The 18,815-nt window shown below is 65.5% G+C and carries 19 protein-coding genes; 9 read left to right on the forward strand and 10 right to left on the reverse strand.

The window, feature by feature from the left end; translation table 11 throughout:
- Positions 1-17: 17 nt before the first annotated feature.
- From AC6I6S_RS13885 to AC6I6S_RS13895, 3 genes are read right to left on the reverse strand one after another with little or no spacing between them, the layout of a single operon-like run.
- Positions 18-188, reverse strand: coding sequence for a hypothetical protein (locus AC6I6S_RS13885; protein ID WP_497950917.1), 171 nt, complete (start codon positions 186-188; stop codon positions 18-20).
- A complete protein-coding gene (locus AC6I6S_RS13890) occupies positions 185-514 on the reverse strand; it encodes a HalOD1 output domain-containing protein (RefSeq protein WP_497950919.1) in 330 nt (109 codons plus the stop codon). Before AC6I6S_RS13890 ends, AC6I6S_RS13885 begins: the two co-directional genes overlap by 4 nt.
- A gap of 53 nt (positions 515-567) precedes the next feature.
- Complete coding sequence (locus AC6I6S_RS13895; RefSeq protein ID WP_497950920.1) at positions 568-1,227, reverse strand: helix-turn-helix domain-containing protein; 660 nt, start codon at positions 1,225-1,227, stop codon at positions 568-570.
- Positions 1,228-1,489: 262 nt separating this feature from the next.
- Here AC6I6S_RS13895 and AC6I6S_RS13900 point away from each other — a divergent pair, with 262 nt between their 5' ends.
- The gene (locus AC6I6S_RS13900; protein ID WP_497950922.1) at positions 1,490-2,806 is read left to right on the forward strand and encodes a helix-turn-helix domain-containing protein; all 1,317 of its coding nucleotides are present in this window, start codon (positions 1,490-1,492) and stop codon (positions 2,804-2,806) included.
- Between the two features lie 68 nt (positions 2,807-2,874).
- Positions 2,875-3,192, forward strand: coding sequence for a HalOD1 output domain-containing protein (locus tag AC6I6S_RS13905; protein ID WP_497950923.1), 318 nt, complete (start codon positions 2,875-2,877; stop codon positions 3,190-3,192).
- A gap of 8 nt (positions 3,193-3,200) precedes the next feature.
- On the opposite strand, the gene gatB is transcribed toward AC6I6S_RS13905, so the two are convergent.
- The 3 genes from gatB to AC6I6S_RS13920 all read right to left on the reverse strand — a co-directional run bounded on the left by gatB (position 3,201) and on the right by AC6I6S_RS13920 (position 6,357).
- On the reverse strand, positions 3,201-4,685 hold the full coding sequence (gene gatB / locus AC6I6S_RS13910) for an Asp-tRNA(Asn)/Glu-tRNA(Gln) amidotransferase subunit GatB (RefSeq protein WP_497950924.1): 1,485 nt from the start codon (positions 4,683-4,685) through the stop codon (positions 3,201-3,203).
- A gap of 106 nt (positions 4,686-4,791) precedes the next feature.
- Positions 4,792-5,388 carry a metal-dependent hydrolase gene (locus tag AC6I6S_RS13915; RefSeq protein WP_497950925.1) on the reverse strand — a complete coding sequence of 199 codons (597 nt, stop codon included), beginning with the start codon at positions 5,386-5,388 and terminating at the stop codon, positions 4,792-4,794.
- Positions 5,389-5,496: 108 nt separating this feature from the next.
- Positions 5,497-6,357 (reverse strand): SDR family oxidoreductase, encoded by an 861-nt coding sequence (locus AC6I6S_RS13920; protein ID WP_497950927.1) that lies wholly within the window; start codon positions 6,355-6,357, stop codon positions 5,497-5,499.
- A gap of 151 nt (positions 6,358-6,508) precedes the next feature.
- On the opposite strand from AC6I6S_RS13920, the gene AC6I6S_RS13925 reads away from it, so the two are divergent.
- The 4 genes from AC6I6S_RS13925 to AC6I6S_RS13940 are packed head-to-tail and all read left to right on the forward strand — an operon-like array spanning position 6,509 to position 11,979.
- Positions 6,509-6,799 (forward strand): DUF7518 family protein, encoded by a 291-nt coding sequence (locus tag AC6I6S_RS13925; protein WP_497950928.1) that lies wholly within the window; start codon positions 6,509-6,511, stop codon positions 6,797-6,799.
- 41 nt (positions 6,800-6,840) lie between these two features.
- Positions 6,841-10,416, forward strand: coding sequence for a chromosome segregation protein SMC (gene smc / locus AC6I6S_RS13930; protein WP_497950929.1), 3,576 nt, complete (start codon positions 6,841-6,843; stop codon positions 10,414-10,416).
- Positions 10,409-11,443, forward strand: a complete 1,035-nt coding sequence (locus AC6I6S_RS13935; protein WP_497950930.1) for a segregation/condensation protein A — start codon at positions 10,409-10,411, stop codon at positions 11,441-11,443. Before smc ends, AC6I6S_RS13935 begins: the two co-directional genes overlap by 8 nt.
- Positions 11,444-11,481: 38 nt before the next feature.
- A complete protein-coding gene (locus tag AC6I6S_RS13940; RefSeq protein WP_497950932.1) occupies positions 11,482-11,979 on the forward strand; it encodes a DUF8108 domain-containing protein in 498 nt (165 codons plus the stop codon).
- A 13-nt stretch (positions 11,980-11,992) separates the two neighbouring features.
- Here the strand turns inward: AC6I6S_RS13940 and AC6I6S_RS13945 are convergent, their stop codons facing one another.
- Both AC6I6S_RS13945 and mtnP read right to left on the reverse strand, forming a co-directional pair.
- Complete coding sequence (locus tag AC6I6S_RS13945; RefSeq protein ID WP_497950933.1) at positions 11,993-12,409, reverse strand: DUF7344 domain-containing protein; 417 nt, start codon at positions 12,407-12,409, stop codon at positions 11,993-11,995.
- A gap of 159 nt (positions 12,410-12,568) precedes the next feature.
- Positions 12,569-13,471 carry an S-methyl-5'-thioadenosine phosphorylase gene (mtnP, locus tag AC6I6S_RS13950; protein ID WP_497950934.1) on the reverse strand — a complete coding sequence of 301 codons (903 nt, stop codon included), beginning with the start codon at positions 13,469-13,471 and terminating at the stop codon, positions 12,569-12,571.
- A gap of 151 nt (positions 13,472-13,622) precedes the next feature.
- Here mtnP and AC6I6S_RS13955 point away from each other — a divergent pair, with 151 nt between their 5' ends.
- Positions 13,623-15,086, forward strand: a complete 1,464-nt coding sequence (locus AC6I6S_RS13955) for an MATE family efflux transporter (protein ID WP_497950935.1) — start codon at positions 13,623-13,625, stop codon at positions 15,084-15,086.
- A gap of 119 nt (positions 15,087-15,205) precedes the next feature.
- Here AC6I6S_RS13955 and AC6I6S_RS13960 read toward each other — a convergent pair whose 3' ends face one another.
- Positions 15,206-15,901 carry a phosphoribosyltransferase gene (locus tag AC6I6S_RS13960; protein WP_497950936.1) on the reverse strand — a complete coding sequence of 232 codons (696 nt, stop codon included), beginning with the start codon at positions 15,899-15,901 and terminating at the stop codon, positions 15,206-15,208.
- Between the two features lie 144 nt (positions 15,902-16,045).
- Between AC6I6S_RS13960 and AC6I6S_RS13965 the strand changes: the two genes are divergently transcribed.
- Entirely contained in the window at positions 16,046-17,422 is a 1,377-nt protein-coding gene (locus AC6I6S_RS13965) for a hypothetical protein (RefSeq protein WP_497950938.1), read from the forward strand.
- A gap of 8 nt (positions 17,423-17,430) precedes the next feature.
- On the opposite strand, the gene AC6I6S_RS13970 is transcribed toward AC6I6S_RS13965, so the two are convergent.
- On the reverse strand, positions 17,431-17,670 hold the full coding sequence (locus AC6I6S_RS13970) for a hypothetical protein (RefSeq protein WP_497950939.1): 240 nt from the start codon (positions 17,668-17,670) through the stop codon (positions 17,431-17,433).
- A gap of 122 nt (positions 17,671-17,792) precedes the next feature.
- Between AC6I6S_RS13970 and AC6I6S_RS13975 the strand changes: the two genes are divergently transcribed.
- On the forward strand, positions 17,793-18,689 hold the full coding sequence (locus AC6I6S_RS13975) for a PhzF family phenazine biosynthesis protein (protein WP_497950940.1): 897 nt from the start codon (positions 17,793-17,795) through the stop codon (positions 18,687-18,689).
- Positions 18,690-18,815: the final 126 nt, after the last annotated feature.

An 18,815-nucleotide genomic window follows, 5' to 3' on the forward strand; every position in this document is an offset into this window, starting at 1 on the left:
TCGAGGCGGCCCTGACTCTACCGATCGAGGGGCCAGACTTCGACCGTGTACGCACCGTCGGTCGTCTCGACGTCCCAGGCGCCGGTGACGTCGACGCCGTCCGCCGAGGCCTTCGCGAGCAGCGACTCGAGGGCGTCCTCGAACGGCGCCTCGGGCGGGAGCGGCCGTTCGTCCCCGTCGTCGATCATCGGTCCCCTCGGAGGCGGATCAGTCCGATCTCGTCGACGGCGATACGATACCCGGCGTACCGGAAGGTGACGGTTACGCCCCCCTCCGCCGTGGTCGGATCGCCGGTCTTCGACCGAACGAGCGCGTCGAGGCCTTCCGGCTCGAGCACCTCGTACAGCGGCGGGAGTTCGAGCGGATCCGTGTTGCTGGTCGATGCGACGGCGTGGACGACCGCTTCGGTCGGCGTCTCGCCCGGACTGACGGCGAACACGCCGTACTCGTCGCGAGAACGGGACGGCGCTCCGTTATCGGGACGGTTTTCGTTCAGGTGTCGATCGTCGTTCATACGACCAAGTAGTCGCGGACGCGGGAGAATTCGCGTCTTGGATAGCTGTGATTTTAAGTCCCCTCCGGACCGGCCAGGACGGTCATCTCGAGAACCGTTGCCATCCCCCGTCGAATACGACCCCCGGCGGCGGTCGCGGAAACGCCCAGAACGTCACCGAGTTCGTTCAGCGACGTCCGGCGGGGCTCTTCGAAGTAGCCGTGTTCGTAGGCCGTCACGAGCGCCTCCCGCTGGGCCGCCGTCAGACCGTACCCGGCCCCGTCGGCCGTCGGCGCCGACTGGTAGAGTTGTCGAAGATCGAACGCGACATCGTGTTCCTCGCAGTACGATTTGAACGACGCGAGCGCCTCCCGGTCGGGCAACCACGCCCTGATCAGCCAGCCGTCCTCGCTGGCTCGGCCGTGGAAGAACGCGCCGCCGGCGTCGATCAGTCGCGGCACGACGAGCAGCGGCTCGTCCGACAGCGAGACGCGAAAGACGTACCCATCCTCGAGACGCTCGACCACTGTCGCGTCGACGACGGACGGATCGTCGTCGAGCGCGGCTTCCACCGCCTCGAGGCCGTCGCCCCGGAGGACGTAGAACAGGTAGGGCGTAGACGGCGTCGTAGCCGCGTGGTACGTCGTTTCGACGTCGACCGACGGGAGGCTCTGGAGCGTCCGCGCGAGCATCAGATCGGGGCTCGAGAGCCGAATGTCGACGATAAAGCTCATCTCTCTCCCTCACTGTTAGCCATTACCATTCGAACTGTGTTGAATGATTTCCATGCTCCGGTCTAGTGTCCGCCGTCGTACCCCCTGGCGCGTTCGCCGTCCCGCTGCTCGACCGTGACGCCCGGTTACGGCACATCCGCTCTGCGCTGACGCTCGACGAAACTCCTACTTCGAGGGACTGTCTGCCCAGAGACCGGTGTCCTATCATCGGTCAGGCCAGCCTGAAGAAACGGCTATCCACCCTCCGGCCGTTAGTCCACACATGCGGCAGCCGACCTCGATCGGTGCGGACGAGGTACTCGGCGTCTTCGGCCGCCTCGAAAACCCGTGCGAACCGCTTCGCGCGGCGGAAGTCGAAGAGGCCCTCGGAGCCGACGCTGAACCGATCGACGACGTTCTCTCCGATCTCGCCGCCCAGGGCCGTCTCGAAACGAAACAGTTCGGCGACGACGACCGCGTCTGGTGGCGACCGCGGAGGGTTCGTGAGGACGAGCGATCGATCCAATCGCTGACGGGCACCCTCGTCAACCGCGTTCTCGAGGTCAGCCCCATCGGTATAGTCGTCGTCGATTCCTCAGGGGAGATGCGGTTCGCGAACGAGCGTGCGGTCGAGACGCTCGGTCTCACGCGCGAGGAGATCACGGAGCGCACGTTCGATCATCCCGACTGGAACCTCTACTACGACGACGGGACGCCGGTCCCCATCGAGGAGAACCCCGTCGCCCGCGTTCTGGAGACGAACGCACCCGTCTTCGGGTTCGAACACTGGATCGCGCTCCCGGACGGAACCGAGCGGTGGCTCTCGAGTAACTCGGCGCCCGTGTTCGACGATGACGGTGAGGTTGACCTCGTCGTCGTCGGATTCGAAGACGCAACGAGCCTGAAGCGGCGCGAGGAGAAACTGACCAGCGATCACGTCCGCCTGCTCGAACTCCGCGCCGACCGGTTGGCAGTCCCGCCCTCGCTGCGGGATTCGTCGGGCGGCGAGATCCGAATCGACGTCGCATCTATCGTCACCCTTCCGGAGGGGCGGACGGTTCAGTACATGTCGACCAAGGACCTTTCGGCGAGCGAGTTCGTCACCGCGGTAGCGGAGGTTCCCCACTATTTTAACGTGCGTTTGCTCAGCACCAGTGACGGACGCACTCGAGTCGAAGCCCACGCGGAACCGACGACGGTCTCCGAGGTGTTCCAGTCGTTCGGCGGTCGCGCTCGCGCCGTGATTATCGGCGCCGAGGAAGTCCGGTTTCTCGGCGAAGTCCCCGGCGACGTCGAACAGCGAGCGGTCCTCGAGGGCGTCCGTCACTTCCATTCCGAGGTCGAACTACTGAGCCAGGAACTGGTCTACTCGCCGCGTATCCTCCAGCACGTGGTCGAGGAGGCGCTTACTGACCGGCAGTTCGCCGCGCTCGAGACGGCCTACTACGGTGGTTACTTCGAGTCGCCGCGGACGAGCACCGGCGGCGAACTCGCCGACCACTTCGACGTGACCCGCCAGACGTTCAACCAGCACCTCCGCAAGGCGGAGCGAGTCGTCTTCCAGCACCTGTTCGAGAAGTCCGGCGAGGCCGCACGCTGACTGGTCAGTGCAACGGCTTACCAATAGCGAAAGTGTAGCACGTATCGATGTGTGCGAGTTCACCAGAGATGCCCGCTGATCCACCACCGGCGTTCGAGTCGGAGTACGTCGGATACGACGCCACCTCCGAGACGTATCACGCCGCGTTCGACGGCGACCGTGGGCCCGATTCGGTCGTCGTCGCAGTCGTCGAAATCATCGCCGCGATCACCGGCCGCGAGCCGACGGAGATTCCACCGCTGTACCGAACCATCGATCCGAGCGCGCTCGGCGATCTCATCAGTTCGCCGCGAAAGAAAGCGGTCGACGTGACCTTCGCGCACGATGGCGTCTCGGTCCGGGTCTCGAGCCGAGGCACCATCGTCGCCCGCCCTGTCCACGACTGAGGCGTCTCCTATTCGAGCTCCGCTCTCAGTAACCCGTTGACGTCGCCGGGATCGGCGCTCCCGCCGGTCTTTTGCATCACCTGTCCGACCAGAAAGTTGATCGCACCGTCGTCGCCGGCCTCGTAGTCCGCGACTGCGTCGGGGTTCTCCTCGATCGCTTCGAGTACGGCCTGCTGGACCTCGTCTTCGCCGGTCTTGCCGAGCCCCTCTCGCTCGACGATGGCGTCCGGCTCGTCGCCGTCGTCGAGCATTCCACGCAGCACGACCTCCTTCGCGTTCTTCGCGGTGATCTCCTCGTCTGCGACGAGTTCGACGAGTCGATGGACCTCCTCGAGTCGGCCCTCGAGGTCCGTGATCGCCATCTCGCGGTAGTTGAGTTCGCCGAGCAGTTCGTCGGCGACCCACGTGGCGGCGAGGTCGGGATCGTACTCGAGGGCGACCTCCTCGTAGAAGTCCGCGACCTGCTTCGTGGAGGTGAGCTTCGAGGCCGCTTCCTCACTCAAGTCGTACTCCGCGCGGAACCGCTCGCGGCGGGCCGTCGGCAGTTCCGGAATCGCGATCTCCTCCTTCCAACCGGCGACCCGCAGCGGCGGGAGGTCGGCCTCCGCGAAGTAGCGGTAGTCCTTCTCTTCTTCCTTCGAGCGCATCGAGACCGTGATGCCGCGGGACTCGTCCCAGTGGCGCGTCTCCTGTTCGACCGCACGGCCCCGGCGGATGGCGTTCTTCTGGCGGGTTTCCTCGTAGGCCAGCGCCTTCTCCGCACCCTTGTGACTCGAGATGTTCTTTACCTCGGTCCGGTTCGCGGCCTCGAGCACCTCGAGGCCGATCGAGCCGTCGTCGTCGGCCTCCTCGGCGGGGATGATCGAGAGGTTCGCGTCGATCCGCAGGCTGCCGTCGCGGCCGGCGTCGAAGACGCCGAGGTACTCGAGGACCTCCTCGAGTTCGGCCAGGAACGCCCGCACCTCCGAGGGCGAGCGGAAGTCGGGGGCCGTGACGATTTCCATCAGCGGAACGCCCGCGCGGTTGTAGTTGACCAGAGTGTACTCGGCGCTGTCGATGCCGCCGCCGCCGACGTGCTGGAGGCTGCCGGGGTCCTCCTCCAGGTGAGCGCGCTCGATCGTCACCGTCCGGCGGTTTCCTTCGACGGAAATCTCGAGTTCGCCGCGCTGGCAGATCGGCTGGTCGTACTGGGTGATCTGGAAGTTCTTCGGCAGATCGGGGTAGTAGTAGTTCTTCCGGTGGAAGCGGGTCTCCTCGGGGATGTCGGCGTCGATCGCCTTCCCGATCTTCACAGCCGATTCGACGGCTGCCTCGTTGAGCACGGGCAGCGCGCCCGGAAGGCCCAGACAGACCGGACAGACGTGTTCGTTGGGTTCGTCGGTCGGCTCGGTGGGGCAGCCACAGAAGATCTTCGTCTCGGTTTCCAGCTGGACGTGGACCTCGAGGCCGATGACGGTGACGAGGTCGCCCTGCTGGACGGTTTGGGCGGTCATTGGGGGTCGCTTCGGCCCGGGGGCGGTAAAGAATAACGGAGTGCGTCCGGCGAAGGCGGCGGCTACACGGAGGGTAACTACACGGGGCGATTACGCGAGACAGCGGTCACTCGTCGCTCGACTCGAGCAACCCGTACAGGAACTCGAGACACTCCCGAAGAACGGGTGCGCCGTCGTACAGCCAGAGGCCGACGGCGCCGACCGCGATCAGGATCTGAAACCACAGGTATCGCGACAGTTCGCCGGCGAGGAGTTCAGTCCGGTATATTGCGAGGAAGTGTGAGACCTGCTCGAAGAAGTCCGGATCGTGCGTGTGGTGACTGACGTCGACGGTCTCGACCGGCCAGAGCATGAGTTCGGGCTGGACTCGCCTCCCCCTGACGAAGCTATCGAGGACGTCCGCCGGCAGGTGGAGCAGGTAGCCCAGCGCGAACGCAAGCCCCGCTCGCGGACGGTCGACGGATCGGGCGTAGGCGCCGATGACGATCGAGAGCGGGATCGCGACGAAGATCGAGTGGCCGATGCCGTAGCCGCCCTCGAACAGGGCGAAGTGCCAGGAGAGCGGCTTGTCGATGAGATCCGGCAGCACCGAGGCGAAGACGACCACGAACGCCTCGAGGCCGCCCGGCGACTCCCGATAGACGAGGTGGCTGAACAGCGAGTAGACGAGATACCCCATGATCGCGTGCTCCCATGGCCACATCAGTGCGTCGGGGTTACTCGAGTGGATTCATTACTCTTCTCTATTGGGCTGTGGGACGGGGGCACGGCACCCTGGACGACCGGTCCGCCGGTGGCCGGAGGGCGGCGGTCACTCGTAAGTCAGCGTCATCCCGCCGTCGAACAGCAGGTCGCCGCCGTTGAGGTGGCGGGCGTGCTTCGAAAAGCCGAACACGAAGAGGTTCGCCACGTCGATCGGATCCATCATCTCCGTGTTTCGGGCCTGGCCGAGCATCACGTCAGAGATCACCTCGTCGACGCTGAGCCCGCGACTCTCGGCCGTCTCCGGGATCTGTTCGGTTACGAGCGGCGTCTTCACGTAGCCCGTACTCACGGAGAACGATCGGATGTCTCCACCTCCCTCGGCCGCGATGGACTGGGTGAGCCCGCGGAGCCCGAACTTCGAGACGTTGTAGGCGACCTTCTCGGCGGTGACGTAGTGGCCGTGAACGGAGGCCATGTTGCCGACGCAGCCGCGTCCGTCCCCGGTGTTCCTGAAGTGGGGAAGACACAGCTTCGAGAGGTACAGCGGTGCGCGGAGCATGACGTCGTGGACCCGATCGTAGATCTCCATCGGAAACTCCTCGATGCTGTCGATGTGCTGGAGGCCGGCGACGTTCGCGAGGTACGTGATCTCACCGTGGTCGGCCGCGTCGTCGACGATCCGCTCGAGATCCTCGTCGACGGTGAGATCTGCGGTCACCGTCTCGATTCGACCCTCGATGCCGAGTGTCCGGCCGCGTTCGACCGTCTCCGAGAGCCCCTCCTCGTCGACGTCCGTCGCAACGACGGTGAGTCCGTTGGCTCCCGCAGCGAGTGCAATCGCCCGTCCGATCCCCGACCCACCGCCGGTGACGATACAGCACCGGTCCTCGGTAAACGAGTCGTCGTCGACCGTGAGAACGTCGTCGTGGGTGATCGGTGGAACGCGGATTCGTTCTGCAGACTCCATCGAGAAGTCGTTCCAGACACTCGCCTAAAAGCCCGTGCGTTGGTATGCGAACTCGGTGACGCTGACCGACTCTCTGCGCGATCGTCCAATGACAGAAACGTGATGGGTGTCTGACGTACGTTTAAGTGCCGAGACACGGTCTGTTGCAGGTATGTCGAAAAACCGCGTCGAGGAACTCGAGGCGACCGTTGCGGAACTGCAGTCGACGGTGCAGGGGCTGACGGAGGAACTCGTCGAAGCCAAGGAGCGGATTCGCGTTCTCGAGGCCGAACTCGATACCGACTCGCCCACTCGCGTCCCGGAACGCCGTGGCGACGCGCAGCCGACGGACGAGGAGGTCGACGCCGATCCGGACGAGGTCGAGGAGGCCGCAGCGACCGTCGACGAGCAGGTTGAGGGCGAACCAGAAGACTCAGGTGTCGACGACATTATCGTAGCGTAACACGCGCGACTCGCGTCGGGTACGGAGGTTTCCACTCACAGATGCATATCAAGGCGCTCGTTCTGGACAACTTCAAGAGCTTCGGCCGCAAGACGAAGATTCCGTTCTACGAGGACTTCACCGTCGTCACCGGACCGAACGGCTCGGGGAAGTCGAACATCATCGACGCCGTGCTCTTCGCGCTCGGCCTCGCACGAACCCGCGGCATCCGCGCCGAGAAGCTGACCGACCTCATCTACAACCCCGGCCACGAGGACGGGAGCGCCTCGGGCGGCCCCCGGGAAGCGATCGTCGAGGTCGTCCTCGACAACACTGACGGCACCCTCGAGCGCTCCCAGGTTGTCAACGCCGCGGGCAGCGACGACGTCGGCGACTGCGAGGAGATCCGGATCCGCCGGCGAGTAAAGGAGACCGAGGACAACTACTACTCCTACTACTATCTCAACGACCGGGCGACGAACCTCTCTGACATTCAGGACTTGCTCGCCCAGGCAGGCGTCACCCCCGAAGGCTACAACGTCGTCATGCAGGGCGACGTCACCGAGATCATCAATATGACGCCGTACAACCGGCGGGGGATCATCGACGAGATCGCGGGCGTCGCGGAGTTCGACGCCAAGAAGGAAGACGCCTTCGAGGAACTCGAGGTCGTCTCCGAGCGGATCGACGAGGCCGAGCTCCGGATCGAAGAGAAGCGAACCCGCCTCGCCCAGCTCGAAGACGAGCGACGGGCCGCCCTCCGGTACCGTCGACTCCGCGACGAAAAGGAGGAGTACGAGGGCTACCGCAAGGCCAGCGAGCTCGAGGAGAAACGCGACGAGCTGGCGACGGTCACCGATCGAATCGAGACGCTCGAGGGCGAACTCGCGGAGCTCCAGCGCACCCTCGACGAACGCCAGGGGGCGGTCGTCCGACTGCAGGAGGATCTCGAGGACCTGAACGCCGAAATCGAGCACAAGGGCGAGGACGAACAGCTCCGGATCAAACGCGAGATCGAGGAGCTCAAGGGCGACGTCTCCCGGCTCGAGGACCGCATCGAGTCGAGCGAAGAACAGATCGAGGAAGCCGAGTCGGCCCGGCGGGAAGCGTTCGTCCAGATCGACCGCAAACAGGAGCGCGTCGAGGAGCTCACCGACGAGATGCGCGAGCACAAACTCGAGAAGGCCTCGATCAAAGCCGAGATCGCCGAGCGCGAGGGAACCCTCGAGGAGCTACGGGCGGAGATCGACGCCGTCGACACCGAGTACGACGAGGTGAAAGCCGACCTGGCCGACCGAAAGGAGGCGCTCGAGGCCGCCAAAACCGAGAAGAACGACCTCCAGCGCGAGCAGGACCGCCTGCTCGACGAGGCCCGACGGCGCTCGAACGCCATCGCGGAAACCGAAACGGAGATCGAGGAGACCCGCGAGACACTGCCAGAGATCGAGAGCGAGACAGCGGACCTCGAGCGCGAACTCGAGAAGGCGGAGCGAAACCGCGAGAACATCGCGGGCGTCGTCGAGGACCTTCGTGCGGAAAAGCGAGAGCTCCAGTCGACGCTCGAGGAGGTCGACGACGAGCTCCAGGCGAAACAGCAGGAGTACGCCGAACTCGAGGCCAACGCCGGCGAGAGCGGCGACTCCTCGTTCGGTCGATCGGTGACGACGATTCTGAACTCGGGGATCGACGGCGTCCACGGCGCGGTCGCCCAACTGGGCGGCGTCTCCGGGGAGTACGCCGTCGCCTGTGAGACGGCGGCCGGTAACCGGCTGGCGAACGTCGTCGTCGACGACGACGTGATCGGCCAGCAGTGTATCGAGTACCTCAAATCGCGTAATGCCGGCCGGGCGACGTTCCTGCCGATCACGAAGATGCACGAGCGGAACCTGCCGAAGGCGCCGTCGGATCCGGGCGTGGTCGGGTTTGCGTACAACCTGGTCGACTTCGACTCCCAGTACGCCGGGATCTTCTCGTACGTGCTCGGGGATACGCTAGTCGTCGAGGACATCGAAACCGCCCGCGCCTACATGGGCGACTACCGGATGGTCACCCTCGACGGCGACTTGGTCGAGAAGTCGGGTGCGATGACCGGCGGCTCCCGCAAGGGCTCGCGGTACTCCTTCTCCGCCGGCGGCAAGGGCCAGATCGAACGTGTCGCCACCCAGATCACGGACCTCCAGGACCGCCGGGAGTCCGTCCGGAGCGACCTCCGCAGCGTCGAGGAGCGACTCGACGACGCCCGTGACCGCCAGACGGCCGCGGCCGACGAGGTCCGGTCGATCGAGTCCGAGATCGAAAAGCTCGCGGAGCGCCGGGAGCGCCTCGAGGGCGAGATCGACGACCTCGAGGGCGAGATCGACGACCTCGAGGACGAACGCGACTCCGTCGACGAACGGATGACCGAGATCTCTGGCGAGATCGAAACCAAGCAGGGAGAGATCGAGGGGATCGAGGCCGACATCGACGAACTGGAGAGCGAACTCGCCGACTCGAAGATACCCGAGCTAACCGCCCGGATCGAGGAGGTCGAAGCCGAGATTGCAGAGCGCGAGGACCGCATCGACGACATCGACTCGAAGCTCAACGAACTCGGCCTCGAGAAGCAGTACGCAGACGACGCGATCGAGGACCTCCACGACGACATCGAGAGCGCCCAGAACCGCAAGGCGGAGTACGAAGAGCGGATCGCGGAGTGCGAGGCGGAGATCGAGGACAGACGCGAGACGCTCGCGGCAAAACGCGACGCCGTCGCGGAACTCGAGGAGGAACTGACGGACCTCAAGGCCGAGCGCACGACGCTGAAAGAGGAGCTATCGGAGGCACGGACGGCTCGCGACCAGCAACAGGATCGGGTGAACACCGTCGAGAGCAAACTCGAGAACGTACGCGAGCGCAAAGAGGCCCTCGAGTGGGAGATCGACTCCCTCGAGGCCGACGTCGGCGACTACGACCCAGCGGACGTGCCGGATCACGACACCGTCCTCGAGATGATCGAGCTTCTCACGGCGGACATGGAGACGATGGAGCCGGTGAACATGCTCGCCATCGACGAGTACGACGAGGTGAGAGACGATCTCGAGACGCTCGAGGAGGGCAAAGCGACGCTCGTCGAGGAGGCCGACGGCATCCGCGAGCGGATCGAGCAGTACGAAACCCAGAAGAAGCAGACGTTCATGGACGCGTACGACGCGATCGCCGCCCATTTCACCGAAATCTTCGAGAAGCTCTCGGAGGGGACGGGAACGCTTCACCTGGAGGACGAGGAGGACCCCTTCGAGGGCGGGCTGACGATGAAGGCCCAGCCGGGGAACAAGCCGATCCAGCGCCTCGACGCGATGTCCGGCGGCGAGAAGTCACTGACGGCGCTGGCGTTCATCTTCGCTATCCAGCGCCACAACCCGGCCCCGTTCTACGCGTTAGATGAGGTCGACGCCTTCCTCGACGCCGTCAACGCCGAACGAGTCGGCCAGATGGTCGACGAACTCGCCGGGCGCGCCCAGTTCGTCGTCGTCTCCCACCGCTCGGCGATGCTCGATCGCTCCGAGCGGGCGATCGGGGTGACGATGCAACAGGACAACGTGAGCGCGGTGACCGGAATCGACCTGAGCGGGGAGCACGAGGTGCCTGCTGATGACTAGGGAGGGGCCCGAGAAACCGAAGGTGGCGAGGGACTCCTCCGATAATACGAGCGGAAAGCGAAGCGACCCGCGAGGGGAGGAGTCGCGCAGCAAGGCCGACGACTCCGACGGCGAGGACGACATTCCGCTTCAGATCGCCGGTCACGAGGATCGCGAGCGTCCAGAGAAGTCGGGATCGACCCTCGAGTTCGTCGACGACACCGCCGACGCCGACTCGGAGGCGGACTCCGACGAGGAGGAGGTCGAACCCGTCGAGTTGCTGGTCCAGCTCGCCAAGGACGGCGAGATCGATCCGTGGGATATCGACATCGTCGCGGTCACTGACAAGTTCCTCTCAGCGCTCGACGAGGCCGACCTCCGCACGTCGGGGCGCGCGCTGTTCTACGCGAGCGTGCTGTTGCGGATGAAAAGCGACGAGCTGTTCGCCCCCGACGAACCTGAAGAAGAGGAGATCCCACCGTGGGAGGCGCCGTTCGCGGACGACCCGCCCGAAGACGACGCATACGAGGGGTTCGATCCCGTCGCGAGCCTGGAGTCCGAGATGGACCGTCGTCTCAAGCGGAAACAGGCCCGCGGCAAGCCCGAAACGCTGGACGAACTGGTTCGCGAGCTTCGTGATGCGGAACGGGGTACCTGGTGGAAGTCCTCTCGGAGCTACGATACGAGTGACTCTCCGCAGGGATACAGCCGCGGAGTCCAGGAACTCAGCTACCACAGCGCCGACGACCTTCGGGTCGACGACGAGCCGACGGCCGACGACGTCACCCACACCGCCCACGAGGAGGACATCGAGGCGGTGATCGACGACGTCGATGCGGCCCTCGAGAGCCAGTACGAGCGGGGCCGCGAGGAGGTGCTGTACGCCGAAATCGACGAGGTGGGCGGCTCGCGGGTGATGACATACCTCGCGCTGCTGTTTCTCGCCCACCGCGGTCGGCTGGTCCTCGAGCAGGACGACTTGTTCGGAGATCTCTGGATCCAGCGGCCGACGCTCGAGGCCGAGCCGGAGGAAGCGATCGCCGACTAACCGACGGAGTTTTATCTGTCGTCTGACTGGTCACGGCTATGACCGGGTTGGATCGGCCCCGGAGCACCGACCGCGGGGTTCGACGAGTCGCCGACTGGGCCGGATTCGCGGCGCTGTGGGGGTGGATCCTTCTCTCGTTGCTCCTCGCCCCGGGACTGGCCGGCTACTGGTGGCTCGGATTCGGACTCGCACTCGTCGGCGCCGTCGTCTGCTGGGAGGCCGCGAAGGCGTCGACGCACCCGGTGACGACCATCGGCACGCGACGAGAGGTCCGGACGGAACCGATTCGCGAGTCCGGTCACGACTGTAGCGTCTGCGACCGGTCCGCTGGCGGCGGCGAGCGCCGTCGCTACGCGACCCACCGCGTCGTGTTCGGCTCGACCGTCGCGGTCCCCGAGTGGGGCGTCAACGACTACTGCCCGGACTGCGCCGGCACGGTAGAGCGGGAACGGACCGACCGACCGCCGGCCGACGCCGGGGGTGAGCGGGCACACGGAAGAAAACGTTCCCTCGAGACGGAGGACGAAGCCGCGTGAGTCGTCCGCCGGTTCAGGCGTCTTCGAGGACGAACGGCTCCTCGGGTGGCTTGCTGTAGAGCGCCGACAGCAGCGAGCGACTGGGAACGTCGTCGGTGTGTTCGCTCACGTAGGCGTCCTCGAGAAACGGTCGGAGTCGGTCGAACCCCGGACCCACCACGACGTCACCGTTTCGGGAGTCGTACTCGAGGACGTCCTCGTCGGCCAGTCGGGGCATGTGAACGTGAACGAGCGAAACCGCAACCCGCCGACGGTCGTCGTCGCTGACCTGTCGCAGCGAGCCGTCCTGTTCCCACGCGACGATTTTCGTCGCCAGGTTCTCGACGGTGTCGTACTCGTTCTCCAGGAGGAGGTAGAGCAGCGAGCGGCGACGGGAGTGTGAGAGAAGGTCGAATACAACGTCCAGTTCTGGTGGCTGCGTCCCCGGCATGGGGTGGATTGCTCTTGGAGCAGTACAAAGGTCTCGCCAAACTGATTTGGTTTTTCGTCCAACCTGACTCTCAGGCTTTCGGAGTGCTCGAGGGCGGTATCGAGGGATCGGCGAGGGGTATTCCGTCCACGTCAGTGGGATCGCGAGCGACTGTCGACGTTACTCGAGGTACTCGCCGGCAAACAGGTCGATTCGCTCACGCGTTTCCTTCGGGATCGCGTCCGTGGGGGTGTTGATGGTTCCCTCGAGCGCCGACCAGGCGTGGCTCTCGAAGTCCTCGGGCATCGTTCGGATCGCGTGTTCGATGACCTCGTTGATCGACTCCTGGTTGGCGGCGGCGTTCTCGAGGACCTCCTCGAGAGTGACCTCGCTGTCCGCTTTCCAGACGTCGTAGTCGGTGACGCCCGCGACGGTGGCGTAGCTCAGCTCGGCCTCGCGGGCGAGTTTCGCCTCGGGGATCGCGGTCATGCCGACGACGTCCCACCCCTGGGCGCGGTAGAACTCGCTCTCGGCTTTCGTCGAGTACTGCGGTCCCTCGATGCAGACGTAGGTGCCGTTCTCCGAGACCTCGGCGTCGGTCGCTTCGCGGCTCGCGGTTTCACCGCTCGCACTGTCCGATGTGCGTAGCACCTCGCGGGCGGCGCCGGCGAGATGGGACACCATCTCCGGGCAGTAGGGTTCCGCGAAACCCATGTGGACGACCATGCCGTCGCCGAAGAACGTCGGCGTGCGGTGTTTGGTGCGATCGAAAATCTGGTCCGGGACGACGAGCGTCTGGGGGGGGAGCTCCTCGCGGAGGCTGCCGACGGCGTTCGTCGCGATGACGCGGTCGACGCCGGCCTGCTTGAGCGCGTAGATGTTCGCCCGGTAGCTCGCGTCGGTCGGCGTGTGCTGGTGGTCCTCACCGTGACGCGGGAGGAAGACGACCTCCTCGCCGCCGAGTTCGCCGACCGTCAGGTCGTCGCTCGGTTCGCCGTAGGGCGTCGAAACCGATTTCCTCGACACGTTCTCGAGTGGCAGTGCCTCGTAGATTCCGCTGCCGCCGATGACGCCGATGGTCATGCTCGCTACTGGATCCGGGAGGGACGTAAACCGTGTGGGTTCGGCGGCTCGCGGGGTGACAGGAAATCGAATCGTTTCCTCGAGTCAGCGCACGGGCCGTGTTATCAGGTGCTACGAGCGTTCAAATAGGTGGAGAGCTATTTCGGTTCGTATGTCCCCCGAGCGAGAACCGAACTCCGAACACCAGTCGTCGGCCTCGAGCGAGCTCACCGAGGGGTCGCTCCTCCGGCCGATGTTCGTGCTGGCGTGGCCGCTCGTGGTCATCCAGCTGCTGCAGGTCGCCTACAACGTCGGCGACACGTTCTGGCTCGGCGCGCTCTCGCCCGACGCCGTCGGGGCACTCTCGCTCGCCTTTCCGCTGATCTTCTTTCTGATCTCGATCGGCGGCGGCTTCACCGCCGCGGGGGCGATCCTGATCGCCCAGCACACCGGTGCGGACAGCGGCAAGGGTGGGCTGATCGCCGGCCAGACGCTCTCGTTCATCACGATCGTCGCGATCGTGCTCGGTATCCTGGGGTACTTCGTCACCGATCCGATGCTCGCGCTGCTGCCCGCCGACGCCGAGACGCAGGCCCGGATCATCCCACTGGCGGCCGACTACATGCGGGTGTTCTTCCTGGGGATGCCGTTCCTGTTCGGCTTCTTCATCTTCGTCTCGCTCATGCGGGGCTACGGCAACACCCGCGCACCGATGCGCGTGATGATCGTCAGCGTCGTGATCAATCTCGCGATCGACCCGCTGTTGATCTTCGGCGTCGGCCCGTTCCCGCGCCTCGAGATCCAGGGCGCTGCCGTCGCCACGGTGCTCTCGAGAGCCGTGGCGACGGGCATCGGGTTCTACGTCCTGTTCTACACGGACGTCGGCCCCGAGATCGAACCCGACCACCTGATTCCGCGCTGGGAGTACGTCTCGAAGATCAGCCGCCTGGGCGTGCCGACGGCGCTCGAGCAGTCGATGAGTTCGCTCGCGATGATCACGCTGACGGCCATGGTGGCGACGTTCCCCCCCGCGGTCGTCGCCGCCTACGGACTGGGCAACCGGCTGATCTCGCTGGCGTTCCTGCCGGCGATGGGGATGGGCCAGGCGACGGACACGATCGTCGGCCAGAACCTGGGCGCGGGTAAGCCCGACCGGGCGGAAACGGCGACGTGGATCGCCTCGGGTGCCATCGCGGCGATCATGCTCGGGGCCGGACTGCTCGCGTTTCTGTTTCCCGAGCCGATCGTGGCGGTCTTCCTCACCGCGGACGTCGAGGGGCGGGCCGAAACGCTCGCCCACGGGACGACCTACCTGCAGATCGCGGCGGCGATGTTCGTCTTCATGGGCGTCCTGCAGGTGATCCTGGGGGCGTTCCGCGGCGCGGGCAACACGAAGACGGCGCTCGTCTTCTCCGTGGTCACGCTCTGGATCGCTCGCGTGCCGGTCACCTACTACCTGGTGTTCGTCGAGGGCTGGGGAACGACGGGGATCTGGCTGGGCGTGGTCGTCGGGGATATCGTCGGCGCGATCGCCGCCGTCGCCTACTTCACCCGCGGCACCTGGAAGGAGTCGATCGTCGACGACACGAACGCGGAGGACGGAGAAACGGCCGCATCCGCGTCGACCGACGACTGAGGGGCGGTGCTATCGTGGGAACTCGAGGCTCTCGCTCGATTCGTACGGACTACTAACAGCACCTGCGCAACCGCGAGCCGCCCTATAATTGGTCTCGCAAATCGGTACAGCGGACCGTTTCAGTCCGTGAGCACCCACTCGCCGGGAGCGGTCATCTCGACGACCTCGCGGCGTTCCATCTCGGTCAGCACTTCGGTGAGTCGGTTGGGCTGGGCGATCTCCATCTCGATGCGCTCGACGTTGTGAAAGTCGTTCAGGTAGTGGCGGATCTCGTCCTTCGAGAACGCGTCCTGGTCGGCCTGCTCCATCACGCCGGAGATGAGATCGATCATGTCCTCGATGAAGTTCCAGGGGTAGACGACCCACGCCCACTCCTCGAGTCGCTCGCCGATGTAATCGGGTTCGAACTCGCTCGTCTGGAGGAGCTGGAGAGTCGCGGTGCGGACTTCCCCCGCGTTTCGCTCTTCGACGTACTCGTGAGCGCGCTTGATCGAGCCGCCGGTATCGGCGATGTCGTCAATGATGAGGACGTCCTTGCCCTCGACGCTCCCCTCCGGCATCGGATACCTGACCGTGGGCTCGCCGGATTTCTCGGCGGTGCCGACGTAGTGTTCCATCTTCAGACTCGCCAGATCGTCCATCCCGAGGAAGTCACAGACACAGCGACCGGCGAACCAGCCGCCGCGGGCCAGTGCCACGATGACGTCCGGCTCGAAGTCGTCCCGGCGAACGTCGTCACTGACGTCGCGACAGAGGCTGTAAATGTACTCCCAGTTGGTAATCGTGCAGTTGAAGTCGTCCGGTAGGTCGGACATTGCTGGTAGCCACCTACCTCAGGCGAGGCGGGCGTCCCTCTTAAGTGGGGTGAAACGCGGGACTGGCCATTCGTTCCGGGCAATAGCCCCATAGACCTATCGACCGTCGGCTATTACCTGTACCTATTCAGGTGAGTCACCACGATGCCAACGACAGAAGACTACGAGTATCTCCTCGAGTGTGCGAACGTGATCGGCGTCGACTACGACGAGGGTCGCAACCGGGTGCGAGTGTTCGTCTCCCAGAAGGTGCCGCCCGAAACGCTCACCGACGAGGATAACGTCGAAAAGCGCGTCCAGGAAACCGACGCCGACGTAGCCGTCGACGTCGTCGATGCGGGCTACGACGACGAACGCGAGGGGTTCGAGCCGCTGTCGACCCTCGAGCCGATGCCCGAGGCGCTCGAGGGACGCGGCGACCGCCACCGCCCGGTTCCCGCGGGGGTCAGCGAGATCAACGCGAACTCGACGGCGGGAACCGGCGGACCATACCCCGCTCGCGTCACGGAAGAGACGTCGACGACCCGCGCTGGTGCCACCGGCGACACGGATACCGGTGATGGAGCCGACGGTGCGAGCGGGTCCGTCTGGAGCGAATCCGTCGCCGCCGGCGACCTCGTTCGACTGTCGAACAACCACGTCTACGCTCGATCGAACGAGGCGGATCTCGGCGAGCCGATCCTGCAGCCCTCGCCACACGACGGCGGCGACCACGAGGACGAAGTCGGCGACCTGGCCGGATACGTCCCCATCGAGGACGGCGTCCGGGTCGACGCCGCCGCCCGCTCGGTCGACCGCGAGCAGGAGACGGCGCAGTACTACGAACTCGAGGGGGAGTGGCCGACCGGAATTCGTCGCGACGAATACGAGGAACTCCGCGACGAGGCGGTCACCAAAACCGGCCGAACGACGGGCGTGACGAGCGCGACGGTCGAGGCGACCGGCGCGAGCGTCAACGTGGACTTCGGGGCGCAGGGAACGATCACCCTCCGAGAGCAACTGATCACCGGCCACATGTCCGAACCGGGCGACAGCGGCTCGGCGGTCTTCCTCGAGGATGGCGAACTCGTCGGCCTGCTGTTCGCCGGCTCCGCCGAGCAGACGATCTGCAACCGGATCGCGAACGTCGAAGCGGCGCTCGGCGTCGAAATTCTTTCCGACGAGCCGAACGGGAACGGTGGGGACGATGACGAGGAGGCCCCAGTCTACACGACCACATTCGAGACGGATCTCGAGGTCGACCTCGAGGGTCCGGAACTCGCCCTCGAGTCGGTCACGTTCCTCGAGCAGCCGAAACCGGGGACGGACGTGACGACGAGAATCGCCGTCATCGCATCCGAGCCGGGCCGGTACTGGCTCGCGGTCGACGGCGAGCGGGAGACGTTCGACATCGGCGCGGCTGAATCCGACGCGACGGAGCCTGAAAACGGCCTCCAGCACACGGTCGAGGTTTCGGTGTCAATCCCAGAGGACTCGGGGGACTCCCTCACCGTGAGAGTCGCCGGCGGGCGGGTCGAGTAGTCGCTCGCTTACTCCTCGAGGGTTCGCGCCAGCGCGACGTAAGCCAGCCCCACGGCGAAGCTCAACAGTGCTGCTACCAGGACGATCAGCGCGGCGAGCGAGCCCTCGAAGAACAGGGAGGCCGCACCGTACACCAGAAGGGCGATCAACGGCGAGGCGCCGAACCCGAGGAACAGTCCGCCCGCGAACCACGCCTGTCCGGCGGTGCGCTCGATTTCGGCGTCGGTCGGTTCGCCGCTTTGTTGCACGACTCGAGGTTAGTCTGTGCGGGTAAAGCGGTTCCCGTCGCGCGCGGAGGGGGTTCAGTCCGACGGTTGCGACTCGAGAGGCTGACGGTGGATTGATACGCACACCCGAGAATACCGACGGCATGGAGACGATTCGCGTCCTGCAGGTCGACGCCTTCACGGACGAGCCGCTGTCCGGCAACGCCGCCGGCGTCGTTCCTGGGGCCGACGACCTCTCGCCCGCACAGATGCAGTCGATCGCTCGCGAACTCGCGGTGAGCGAGACGGCGTTTCTCCGCTCGAGTCCGGACGCCGACTACCGGCTCCGGTACTTCACGCCGACCCAGGAGGTCGACCTCTGTGGACACGCGACGATCGGCTCGTTCTCTCACCTTCACGATGAGTGCCTCGAGCCCGGAACGACGACCCTCGAGACGAACGTCGGGGTGCTCGAGATCGACGTCGAGTCCGACGGAACCGTCTGGATGACCCAGGACAATCCCGACATTCGGGAGGTCGCTCTCGACTACGACGAGGTGGCGGACGCCCTGGGCGTCGAGGTGACGGGCCTCGAGGGCGCCCGGGAGGACCTGCCGCTCGCGGTCGCGTCGACCGGACTACCGTTCCTGATGGTGCCGATCACGTACCTCCAGGACGTCGGCAACGCGGCTCCGGATCTGGCGGCGATCGAGGCGCTCACCGACGAGGTCGACGCGACCGGCCTCTACCTGTTCACCTTCGACACGCTCGCCGCCGAGTCGACGCTGCACGGCCGGATGTTCGCTCCCGGGGCGGGCGTTCCGGAGGATCCCGTCACCGGAACCGCGAGCGGCGCGGTCGGCGCCTACCTCGAGCGCTACGGCGCGTTCGATCCGTTCCCCGAGGAACTTCGACTCGAGCAGGGCCACTACCTCGACCGGCCCGGAACCGTGCGCGTTCGGGTCGGCGATTCGGTTCGCGTTGGGGGTCGTGGGGTGACCGCCCTCGACGGCTCGCTGATCGTCCCCGAGGACGAGGACGACGGCATTCTCGAGGCCTAATCCGGGGAGGGGAGACACTCGAGGTGGGGTTCTCGATCACCGATAGTGCGACCCCTAACAGCGGCCGTTTCGCCGATAGGGCGGTTGCTAACCGAGAAACTCACTCGCCTACGAGTCACGAATTGT

This window comes from Natrononativus sp. DTA114, from assembly GCF_059736515.1.